Genomic DNA, 11,422 nt, shown 5'->3' on the forward strand with positions numbered 1-11,422 from the left:
TTTTGCGAGACCAACTATTTGTGTTCCTCGCGTTGAAGCTGACAATGATTGACAGCCAACCGGGTCGTTGTTAACGTCGCAACAATGAAATGAACAACTCTTTGTCTGTCTTTTACTTTATTGAGGCGGGCAGCAGGCTGCTAGTAAGGAAAAATGATGACCACTGTGGCGACGGAATCGACAAAAATTCAAGATCTGGATCTCGCTAAAATTTCGACAGCCAGTGGTGTTTATTTAATGTCTGGTGCCGATGGGCAGGTGCTGTATGTCGGTAAGGCGCGAAACTTACGTGCTCGATTGCGCAACTATGTTCGTGGTGAAGATACCCGCGCTCATGTCCAGTTTTTGCTCCGCCGGGTGGTGCAAGTTCAAACCATTGTCACGGACACCGAAAAAGAGGCGTTGATTCTCGAAAACACCCTGATTAAGAAACACAAGCCCCGCTATAATATCAATTTGCGTGACGATAAAACGTATGTGTCGCTGCGCATCGACATGAACGAAGATTTTCCCGGTATTCAAATTGTTCGGCGCGTGCGCCGCGATGGCGCTCTTTATTTTGGTCCCTATGCTTCGGCGGGGGCCCTGAAAGAGACTCTGAAGGAGCTCTACCGCATCTTTCCGTTACGCCATCATCGCTGGTCGCAGTGTCGGCGGCGTGAACGACCGTGTTTGTTTTATCAAATTGGCCAATGCAGTGCCCCGTGTCACGATAAGATCTCTCGCGATGATTATCGCGCTTTGGTCAATACGGTGATCTCCTTCTTGTCGGGTCGCCATGACGAAGTGTTAACGGTGATGCGTCAACGGATGAGCGATGCCTCCAAGGTGACGAATTTTGAAGAAGCTGCGCGGTTGCGTGATCAAATTCATGCCATAGAGAAAACGTTAGAACAGCAAAAAGTGGTCAGTCAAGATAGTGCTGATATCGATGTTGTCGGCCTGCATCGCGAAGGGGGCGAGGTTGAATTGTGTCTGTTGTTTATCCGTGGTGGTCGGTTGGTGGGGCGGCGCAGCTATGCTGTCCGCTGGTCGTTAGATGAAGATGAGCTGTTGGCAGGTTTTCTTCAGCAATATTATGGCAAAGATACCATCATCCCTCCGGTAATTGTGTTGCCGTTTGAGCCAAGTAGTTCCGAAGCCTTGCAGCAATGGTTAACCGATCGATTGGGGAAAAAAGTCACTTTGCACGTTCCGAAGCGCGGTGCTCGGGTTGAAATGCTGGCTCTGGCAAACAAAAATGCCGTCGATAGCTATCGTGAACGGGGTGATCGACGTGAAGCTCGTCATGCTGTTCTTGAAGAGATCCGGAATCACCTCGGTTTGCAGCGGTTGCCCAGCAGGATGGAGTGCTACGATATCTCCCACGTTCAGGGCACGCATACGGTTGGTAGCATGGTGGTGACGATTGATGGGGAACCGGATAAGGCTGCGTATCGCCACTATCGCATTAAAACGGTTGAAGGCTCTGATGATTATGCTTCACTCCACGAGGTGTTAACCCGTCGTCTCAGTCGTGGCTTAGAGGAAAATGATCTGCCTGATATGGTGCTCATCGACGGTGGTAAAGGGCAATTGTCGATGGTTGAAGATGTCATGACCACGTTAGGGTTGATGTCGCGCATTGATCTTGTCTCCATTGCCAAAAGTCGCGTTAAGCGCAACGTTCGCGGTCAGGCTGTGGAGCGTAGTGAGGAGCGATTTTTCCGACCTGCTCGCAAAAATCCCGTGGTGTTACGTCAAGGATCGCCAGCATTGTTTATGCTTGAACGATTGCGTGACGAGGCACATCGTTTCGCGATCACTCATCATCGTAAAATCCGTAGTAAGGCGAGTCTTGAGTCAGAGTTAGAAAAAATTGATGGCATTGGCCCCGAGCGCAGGAAGAATTTGCTGAAGCATTGCGGCAGCGTGAATAAAATTAAGCAGTCGAGCCTTGATGCACTACGTCAGGTTCCTGGCTTGCCTGAGTCCGCCGCATTGTCCGTTTACCACCATTTCCATGAAGAGGACAGTGATAGCTAAGTAGCTGTGTGTCACACTCTTTTGGCTGTTTGTGGTTGCCACTAATGAATTTTAATACTATTATGACAGAAGTATATCGAATGTTCATTTTGCCCAATAATTCACTATCTAACTAGGTAGGCAAATACTATGCGCTGGATTGCATTATGTATATTGATGATTTTACTTGCTCTCCCACACGCCGTCTTTGCCTTAAGCTTTGGCCAAAAAGTACAAGTTCATGGCTTTTTGTCACAGGGATACCTCAAGAGTTCAAATAATAACTTTCTCGCCGCAAGCCGTTCCGGCTCTGAAGAATTTACTGAAGTTGCTGTCAATGCCAATGTATCTCTCTGGCAAGATTTTCGTATTGGTGGACAACTCTTTTACCGTAACCTTGGTGATTACAGTGAAGATGAAGTCGTTGTTGATTGGGCGATTTTAGAATATCAACCGTTTGATTCTGCTGGACTGCGAGTCGGTAAGTGCAAATTGCCTGTCGGTTTATATAATGACACGCGCGATTCGTCTTTTTTGCAGCCGATGATCTTTTTGCCGCAAAGCATTTATGATGAGAGTCGGCGCGATGTGAATCTTGCATTTATCGGTGCCGATCTCTATGGCAATATCTCCCTCGGAAGACTAGGCGATATTGATTATCACCTGTTTACCGGCGAAGCAGACTATCCTGACCAAAGTATGCTGGCCTACAAGAATGAGCAATCGGTAGAATCTTTACTTTCCCGCAACAACCAACTCCCATTAAATAAAAGAGATCCGCAAATGCCCAGTCAGCTCACCTCATTTAACCGTGAAAGTGAAGATCTGTACGGCGCAGCCGTGGTTTTTAACGGTATGATTGATGGGTTGCGTTTCGGGGCGACATTGCTCCACTCTAAAGCGATTATAAAAATAAACGATTTAGCTACCCCTGCTGGTGAAGCGACAATCAACAGCAAGTATGTATTATCCGCAGAGTATTCCACTGAAAGCTGGATGTTTGTCGGCGAATATGGCCAAACCGACCGGACTTCATCGATGTTTGATCATGTCACTTTAGATGGCCCTTCTCAGTCATGGTACGCCATGATTTGTTATGCTTTAAATGATTCGTGGAGCTTTTCACTTCTTTATGATGAATTTTATCGTTTGAAGCATGACCACCACAGTAATAGCTTGCCAAAGGCAGCGCCTGAATCGGGTTGGCGTAAAGATATGGCAGTTGGAGCACGCTATGATTTCAACGAGATGTGTAATTTAAAAGCTGAATATCATTATATTGATGGCGCGGCGATGCAGCTTGGTGTGGTGAACCCCGAAGGTGTGGCTCGATATTGGAGCTATGTGGCCGTTAAACTTTCTGTGTCGTTTTAATTGATTGGGATTGATTTGAAGCAAAAGCCGACGACAATCTGTTTAATCTTCCTGTTCTTGAGCTTAGTTGTTTGTGCTCAAGTGTTCGCGCAGCCGTGTGTTGTGGTTGCCAATGCGAACAAGATGATTAATAGTCTTACGGCTAACGATGTAGAGCGTATCTTCCTTGGCAAAATGAAAAGGTGGCCTGACGGGAGTGTCGTTAACATTGTGTACAATGATGAAAAAAATATTCAAACAGCATTTAGTGCGCAATATTTACACCGTAGCTGGCGTCAGGTTTCAACCTATTGGCGCAAAAAACTATACAGTGGACGTAGCATGTTACCCGTTTTCGTTAACGGACACGAACAGGTAAAAGAGTACTTGGTAAGCCATCCCGATGCGATTAGTTATTTGAATTCGGATGAGCTAGATCCGCGTGTTCAAGCGATTGAGGTGAAGCCATGATTCCCCGTTTTGCCAGTGTTCGTTCAAAGGTTTGGCTGTGCGTTTCCATCGCATTGTTAGGCTACTTTGTCGCGACGCTGCTGAGCTTTTATACCAATGTGTCACAGTATCAACGCTTGTCTCATTTCCAAAAAGATCACCTTGAACTGGTGATGCTGGGCCATGATCTCCAGACACATCTTGAGTTGCAAGCTGAAGAGTTCGAAGATGCCTTTCTTATTGGAGAACAGGAACTGTTCGTTCAGGCCAACGCTGAAACTCCGAAAGTTGTCGAGTCAATTAATCTGTTAATTCAGGCTGTTGGAGCGGTAAGACATGTGATCGCTATCCCGGAACTTGGAAAATTCAAAGCGCGTTATGTGGAGTTTTCAACTGTCGCGCAAACGTTGAATGTTGATCGTGTTAATAGTGATTTTTCTATTGAAGGGCAAAAAAAGATTCAGCAGTTTGGTCAGGAGCAACAAGCGTTGCTCGCTGAGGTTGTTCTGATTGTTGATCGGCTAAAGGTTGCTCTTGATAGTGATATGGAGAGTAATAGAAATACCAGCATTCATAGTATTGTTGTGTTAGCTGCGCTATTTTTGGTCGTTTTATTGCTTGTGACTCTTATTGTTGGCCGTGTTGCAGCGCGATTGCTAGTGAGCCCTTTGGTGAAACTTCAACGAGACTTTAAGTCGGTTGAGCGCGGGATAGAAATTGAAAAACCACCGCAAGCTCGTGCTGGTGATGAGATTGGCCAGCTTTCGTCATCTTTCTGGGATTTAACCCAGCAATTAAAGCAAACAACCGTATCGAAACGCTATGTTGAAAATATTGTCCGTAGCATGTCTGGTGCTTTAGTGGTTTTGTCATCTGAGCGATCGATAACCAAAATAAATACTCAAGCCGCACACCTTTTTGGTTATGTGGAATCTGAGTTAGTAGGGAAAACTCTCGATTTTATTTTAAATAGTGATGATGATGCTGAGAAGCTTGAAGAGTGTTTCAATGAAATGAAACAAGTCCATGATCTACAAGATGTAGAGGTTTGTGGTGCTCATTGTTCAGGGGGGACATTTCCTGCTCATTTCTCTGGCTCGGCCATGTACGATGATTCTGGAAACCTTGAGGGGATCATTTGCGTTTTTAACGATATTCGCGCCATGAAGGAAGCTGAAAATAAGCTAAAGAAACTTGCGCATCATGACCCGTTGACGGGGCTACCGAATCGCAATTTGTTTTTTGATCGAATTGAACAAGCGTTATCTGATGGCCTTAGGCACGGACGTACCTTTGCGCTGCTTTATCTCGATTTAGATAATTTCAAACCGCTGAATGATACCTTGGGGCATGAGGTTGGTGACAAAGCGCTGTGTGAAATTAGTTCGAGGTTGAAAAAATCTCTTCGCGCTGATGATACTGTGGCCCGGGTGGGTGGTGACGAGTTTATCATTATTTTAAATGCCTTGAACTGTGCTGATGATGCGCGAACGCTAGCAAAAAATATCATTGACGTTGTCATGGAGCCGTTTGTTTTTGGTCATCTTTCTCATGTGCTTGGTGTGAGTGTTGGTATCAGTTTGTTTCCAAATGATGGAACCAGTGCCGATACCTTGATTGCTACGGCTGATCGTGCCATGTATCAAGCGAAAGAAAATGGTGGTAATGACTTTTATCCACAAGCGGATTAAGTTGAACGGAATAGGATACAAAAAAGCCTGCGGTCTTTACCGCAGGCTTTTTTATTTATAAAGAGTTTGTTCGTGTTCTAGTGCTTTTTACTCAACGGTAACCTGAGCATCTTGAATAATTACATCGTACTTGTAGCCGTAACCAAAGTCTTGATTGAGATCAACGATCCCTTTAACTAGAACGGTATCACCGAGAGCAGCTTGACCGCTGGTGGTGATGGTCAGGTCGTTGGTCCCTGCTGCGCCACTGCCATCCTGAAGGTGGATCCAGTTTGTTTTCATAATGTTTGAACTAAACTTAACCACTTTTGCCCGAATGGTAACTTCTTGGGTAGCGAGTTCCGCTTGTTGAGTAAAAATTTCGGCAACGGTGTAACCGTTTTCGGCTTTTGTTAGCCCGCTAAAATCGACCTCAATAGCTGCTGCTGCGGGTTTTTGATGGCCCGCCGCGCCGTCGGCCATTGAACCCATAGCGCCCATTGCCCCGTGACCATCGTCGGCGCTGAGAGCCATATCACCACCAGGAACAAGGATGCTGCTAACAAAATAGAGCACATCAAAATCGCGATTGAGAGTGTTGCTGTGGTAGTTAGGCATCGCCATCCCTTCGGGGATGATGACTGAATCGCCAACCGCAACTTTAAACTCGGGAGCCGCAGCCCAAATCACTTTGTCGTCACTTTGAACTTTTACATAGGTGTAGCCAGCGGTGTCCATTGTTTCAACAACGTTTCCTGTCATCTGTTGTGTCATGCCAGGAGGTGTTTGAGCTTGTTCTGTTTGTCCTATTGTTGCTTCAGGTGCGGGAGCTTGATCTACAGGCGTGCTCTCTTTACATGCTGTTAAGTTGGTTGCTAACAGGGCGATAAGGATGAGGTGGGTGTATTTCACAGATGGTCCTCCAAAATAAAGTTATAGAATGTATGTTCGTTTCATTGTTTTAGCCGCGCGAGTCAACATCATAGAAAGTTGAGCGATTTTGTCAACATTAAATGGATGATGTCACTCGAATTTCTCGGTTGTTTGTAACATACTGTTGATTATTGGCGCAATGTGGCAATGACCCTTTGTGGGCTGCGCAAAAGGTCAAGAGCTGCAAGGCAACTGGTGACAGCAACATCGGCCGCCATTAAACTGGGGATAGCAATCCCTTCCTGTTGTATTACGGCGATACCAAGCGCGGCATCTTTCAGTAGCAGTTGATCGTTGGCACCATTACCTACGGCTACACAGTTTTGTGCCGCGTACTGTTGTAGGTATTTTTGTTTGGCAACAATTTGATTATCCTTGGCAATGATTGCTAGGGTACAGGGGAACGGTGTCACCTGAGTTGCCACACTGCCATGGGTGTCAGCGGTGAGAACATGGATGGTGAGCTGTTGTGCCAGTTCATTGAGTGGTGTGATTAGCTCAGGAAGTAGCTGACCGTCACAGGCAATGGTACCATTGTAGTCGAGAATTAAGTGGTGTAATTCAAGGGCAGAGCGACCGGGGATCTGGATGATAAGGCCTGTTGGTGTGAGGGTGGTTGACATTGATCTTTATCCTTTGTGTAGAACGTAAGTTTTGATGGCGTCGCAAAAAGTCCGCCCACCTGCGTTGCAGCGTTTGTTCAAGACTTCGACATACAACATGTATGCCTTCACCCTTGAACAACCACTACGCCTTGGGGAACGAAGTTTTTGCTTAGCCAACTAATTCGTTTTTTCGAGACCATCAGTTTTGAACTCGCACGAATCCATTTGAATCAGTCAAACAGGTTTGTTAGTCTAAAAAGTTAAGTGTGATGGCGTTGCGAAAAAAATCCGCCCACCTGCGTTGCAGCGTTTGTTCAAGACTTCGACATACAACATGTATGCCTTCCCCCTTGAACAACCACTGCGCCTTGGGGGACGAAGTTTTTGCTTAGCCATCTATTTCATTTTTCCGAGACCATCAAGTGTAGATATTTGTTAAAAGTATCACCTAGGAGATGATGTTGAAACGATCTATATGTTTAAGTGTGACAATTCTCGCTATAGCTGTCAACTGTGGCTGGGCCGCGACCTTTGCCGAACACGTTACAGTACCCGTTGCAAATACTCTCGCAGTTCAGCAGCACAGTCAACGTCAAGCCGATGATTGGGAAGCTCAGCGTCTCAGTTTGGTGGCTGAATTGGCGGGGTTGCAGCAACAGAAACAGCAATTAGAGGTAAAGAAAACGGTACAGACCCTTCGTGTTGATACTGAACTGAAAGCGATTGAGAAGCTCACACGCATTATAGCGGAATCTAAACGGCTAACGGGGGAGATGACACCTTTTCTAACAGAAACCTATGATTTGATTGCTCAACAAGTGGAACAAGATCTACCTTTTTTGCCACAGGAGCGGCAATTGAGGTTACGTCATCTCAGTGAAGGGTTGGCGGATCCGGAAATTGCTGTCGGAGAAAAGTTCCGCCGTGTGATGGAGGTTTTGCGAGTCGAAACAGAATATGGTCTTGATATTGAGGTGGCTCAACAGTCGTTGCCCATTGACGGTCGCGATCTGTTGATGAACCAATTGCGCATTGGCCGCTTGGCACTGTTTGCTCAATCTCTCGACGGCGAGAAAAGCGTCATCTATGATAGGGCACTTCAGAGTTGGCAACTGTTGGACTCACAGTACAACCGGGAATTAGGGCGGGCCATAGAGATGGGCCAGAAACATCGCCCTATCGATCTATTGACGCTCCCTTTAGGCAAGGTGGTGTCACGATGATCTGTCGACGAACTACCTTAATCGCTCTTGGCTTTGTTGCGCTCACCTGTTCTCTAAGTTTTGCTGAAGATGTGCGCCAGAGTGCGCAAGACTATCAACAGCGTCAACAACAAATCGTGGCTCAGGCTCAGCAGGATGAAACGACTGCTCGGGTTCAAGCCGCTGAAATCCAACAGCAAGTATCGAAGGATAAACAGACCCTGCAGCGTGCTGTACAACAGGCGCATGGCGATGTCGAGCGTTTGACACGCGAGACTGTAGCGTTAGCGAAACAAGAGAAACAACTGATTGCGCAACATCAACGCTTCGAGGTTGAAAAGGCAAAACGAACCGCTCAACTGCAAGAGTTGGTTGGCTTTATCCGTATGGCTGCCCGTGACGTGGATAGTTTGATTCACCAAAGTCAGCTCAATGCCCTAAATCCGCAGCGTGGCGAAGTATTGCGGCCCTTGCTTGAACAGCAACGCTTTCCGGGGATGGATGATGTTCGCGCTTTGCGCGATTTGCTGTTGGCGCAATGTCAAGAGTCTGGACAGGTACAAATTGTTCAGCAGTCGATTTTAGACCGGCAAGGGGAATCTACCTCCGCTGAAACCGTTCTTCTCGGTGACTTTAGTGCCGCGTACCGTACGGATGATGAAACAGGTTTTTTGCTCTATTCTCAGCCCAGTAGTCGTTTGTTTGCCCTGTCGGTTTTACCAAGTGGTCGCTACCAACGTCAAATTGAACGCTATTTAGATGGTGAGAGTGAAAGTGTGCCTGTTGATGTCGGTCGCGGTGCATCATTAAGACAGCTGACCTACCAAACGGCGGTGGGTGATCAGCTCAGTCAGGGTGGATTTATTGTCTGGCCGATTCTTGTTATTGCACTGGTTGCACTCATTCTTATCGCTGAGCGGATCTGGTTTTTACGCCAAAACCGCTTTGATGCCACCTCTCTCATGCGTGAGTTGCAACCTAGAATTATGGCTGAAAACTGGCCAGAGTGTGAGGCATTGTGTCATGTCGGCCAGAAAAAAGCATTGCCACGGGTGTTGAGCGCGGGATTGAAGTTTCGAAATTTAGAGCGTGAAGAACTCGAAAATGCCATGCAGGAAGCTATTTTAGCCGAAATTCCTCGATTGGAGCGTTTTTTATCGACCCTCGCAGTGCTGGCTTCCATCGCTCCATTGCTCGGCCTGTTGGGAACCGTAACGGGGATGATCAACACCTTTCAAGTGATCACCTTTCACGGCACCAGTGATCCACGCTTGATGTCGGGCGGGATCTCAGAAGCCCTTGTTACCACCATGTTAGGCCTTGGTGTGGCGATTCCAATCATGTTGAGTCATAGCCTACTCAGTCGCCGTGTTGAAACATCCATTGCCCAAATTGAAGAGAAATCGATCCGTTTTGTTAATTTAGTCTGTCAGGTGCGTTTGGGTAAAGTGGCGGTGAAATGATGGATGTCGGCTGGTATATGCTCGAAGATTATCTCCAGCGTGGCGGGGTGATTATGTTGCCATTGGTCGCTGTATCGTTGGTGATGTGGGGGATGGTTTTGTATTGTCTGTTGCAATTGCTCTCGTTGCGTGGCAGTGCGAATGACCGAATGACTGCGAGCCAAATCGACCAATGGAGCCCAACGGAGTTAACCTCCCGCAGTCAAGGGTGCACCAGTGCAACAATGCAGTTAATCTCGATCTTTTGTCAGCGGCGAACGGGTGATGCTGACCTTGATGGTTATGTGGTCGATGAATTGGTGACTGAGGTGAATGGCAAGCTGGATCGTGGCTTAACGTTAATCGGTGTGTTGGCGGCGGTTGCGCCACTGCTGGGGTTGCTCGGCACGGTTCTCGGCATGATCAATACCTTTAATACCATCACTTTGTTTGGCACGGGTAACGCGAGAGCGATGGCGGGTGGTATTTCACAGGCCCTGATTACCACTCAGACGGGATTGTTGATTGCGATTCCGGGGTTGTATATGCGTAATTTTATTCAACGGCGGCTACAAAATGTGAAGCACGATGTGGTCTCATTGGCAATGGCCCTTAAGCGGTCGTTGTCTGCATCGATAGAGGGGGGGAAATGATTAATATCACCGCCGCACGGCGTGCGAGTCGGCAATCGCTTGAACTCAATATTGCGCCATTAATTGATATGGTCTTTATCTTACTGATTTTCTTCCTCGTCACCACCAGCTTTGTTCGGGAAACAGGGGTCGATGTTCAACGGCCAAGTGCGACGACGGCGGTGAGTAAAGATCGGGCGACGTTATTAATTGCCGTAACCGCGGATGATCAAATTTATGTTGAGCGTAGTTTGATTGATATTAGAGCATTGCGGATTTATGTCGAGCGCGCGTTAGCTGAAAATCCCGAAGGGAGTGTTGTCATTGTTGCTGATCGTGCCAGCCGTACTGGTACTGCCATTCAAGTGATGGATGCCTGTCGTCTAGCGGGGGCGGAGGATGTTGCCATTGCTGCCGGTGTGCCGACTGCTGGGGGAAACTAACTGGTGGTGTGGCAGAAGATGTATCAATCTAACTTAGTCAGAGTTTTGGCTGCTATTATTGGAACAGTGCTGCTTAATCTGGTGCTGTTTTCGGTATTGCCGTACTTGACACAGGTGGAAGATGACCTGCTCGTTCGCACTCTTGCGCCAGCTGTTTCTGTGGTTCGAATGGCCCCCGTTAAGCCGCCACCACGCCAGCAAGCGAATAAAAAACCTCCTGAGCCTGTTAAGCAGATGCCGCGGATGGCTCAACCACGACCCGCACAGCCAACTCCAGAGTTAAAACTCGACTTGATGTTGCAGCCTGAATTTTCACGTGCTGTAGGTACAGTTTCTCTGCCTGAAGTGCAGCTGGCTCGCCTTGCACCGGTGCCTGAAGTGTTTGATAGTGCAGCATTAGATCAACCGTTAACCCCGTTGGCGCAATCTCCTTTTATCTACCCCATGCGGGCAAAGCGGTTAGGCCTTGAAGGTTGGGTCAGAATTAAGTTGTTGATCTCAAAACAGGGGGATGTGGAACAGGTGATTGTGATCGATGCCCAGCCGAAGGATGTCTTTGAATCGACCGTGAAGCGTGGCGTGAAGATGTGGCGCTTTTCACCGGGAACTGTCGATGGTGAACCTGTACGCAGCTGGGTCACGACAACGGTCCGGTTCGAGTTGGAATCATAATGGGGTCTATGGTGAT

11 protein-coding genes are annotated in these 11,422 nt (G+C 47.4%); 9 read left to right on the top strand and 2 right to left on the bottom strand.

Annotated features, from left to right (window positions below):
* Positions 1-156: 156 nt before the first annotated feature.
* From uvrC to ACZ5KY_RS05605, 4 genes are all read left to right on the top strand, one after another.
* Complete coding sequence (gene uvrC, locus ACZ5KY_RS05590) at positions 157-2,025, top strand: excinuclease ABC subunit UvrC (protein WP_464244638.1); 1,869 nt, start codon at positions 157-159, stop codon at positions 2,023-2,025.
* A 129-nt stretch (positions 2,026-2,154) separates the two neighbouring features.
* Entirely contained in the window at positions 2,155-3,378 is a 1,224-nt protein-coding gene (locus ACZ5KY_RS05595) for a hypothetical protein (protein WP_464242916.1), read from the top strand.
* A gap of 15 nt (positions 3,379-3,393) precedes the next feature.
* Positions 3,394-3,828 (top strand): type 2 periplasmic-binding domain-containing protein, encoded by a 435-nt coding sequence (locus ACZ5KY_RS05600; RefSeq protein WP_464242917.1) that lies wholly within the window; start codon positions 3,394-3,396, stop codon positions 3,826-3,828.
* Positions 3,825-5,498 (top strand): diguanylate cyclase domain-containing protein, encoded by a 1,674-nt coding sequence (locus tag ACZ5KY_RS05605; RefSeq protein ID WP_464242918.1) that lies wholly within the window; start codon positions 3,825-3,827, stop codon positions 5,496-5,498. Before ACZ5KY_RS05600 ends, ACZ5KY_RS05605 begins: the two co-directional genes overlap by 4 nt.
* 87 nt (positions 5,499-5,585) lie before the next feature.
* On the opposite strand, the gene ACZ5KY_RS05610 is transcribed toward ACZ5KY_RS05605, so the two are convergent.
* Positions 5,586-6,389, bottom strand: a complete 804-nt coding sequence (locus tag ACZ5KY_RS05610; RefSeq protein WP_464242919.1) for a DNA-binding protein — start codon at positions 6,387-6,389, stop codon at positions 5,586-5,588.
* A gap of 149 nt (positions 6,390-6,538) precedes the next feature.
* Positions 6,539-7,033 (bottom strand): HAD family hydrolase, encoded by a 495-nt coding sequence (locus ACZ5KY_RS05615; protein ID WP_464242920.1) that lies wholly within the window; start codon positions 7,031-7,033, stop codon positions 6,539-6,541.
* A 443-nt stretch (positions 7,034-7,476) separates the two neighbouring features.
* Between ACZ5KY_RS05615 and ACZ5KY_RS05620 the strand changes: the two genes are divergently transcribed.
* From ACZ5KY_RS05620 to ACZ5KY_RS05640, 5 genes are read left to right on the top strand one after another with little or no spacing between them, the layout of a single operon-like run.
* Positions 7,477-8,238, top strand: coding sequence for a DUF3450 domain-containing protein (locus tag ACZ5KY_RS05620; RefSeq protein ID WP_464242921.1), 762 nt, complete (start codon positions 7,477-7,479; stop codon positions 8,236-8,238).
* Positions 8,235-9,680: a MotA/TolQ/ExbB proton channel family protein gene (locus ACZ5KY_RS05625; RefSeq protein ID WP_464242922.1), complete on the top strand. Its 1,446-nt coding sequence runs from the start codon at positions 8,235-8,237 to the stop codon at positions 9,678-9,680. The genes ACZ5KY_RS05620 and ACZ5KY_RS05625 overlap by 4 nt, the downstream gene beginning before the upstream one ends.
* A complete protein-coding gene (locus ACZ5KY_RS05630; RefSeq protein WP_464242923.1) occupies positions 9,677-10,312 on the top strand; it encodes a MotA/TolQ/ExbB proton channel family protein in 636 nt (211 codons plus the stop codon). Before ACZ5KY_RS05625 ends, ACZ5KY_RS05630 begins: the two co-directional genes overlap by 4 nt.
* The gene (locus ACZ5KY_RS05635; RefSeq protein ID WP_464242924.1) at positions 10,309-10,734 is read left to right on the top strand and encodes an ExbD/TolR family protein; all 426 of its coding nucleotides are present in this window, start codon (positions 10,309-10,311) and stop codon (positions 10,732-10,734) included. Before ACZ5KY_RS05630 ends, ACZ5KY_RS05635 begins: the two co-directional genes overlap by 4 nt.
* An 18-nt stretch (positions 10,735-10,752) precedes the next feature.
* Positions 10,753-11,406: an energy transducer TonB gene (locus ACZ5KY_RS05640; protein WP_464242925.1), complete on the top strand. Its 654-nt coding sequence runs from the start codon at positions 10,753-10,755 to the stop codon at positions 11,404-11,406.
* The last annotated feature ends 16 nt before the right edge of the window (positions 11,407-11,422 follow it).

The organism is Desulfuromonas svalbardensis (assembly GCF_055389415.1).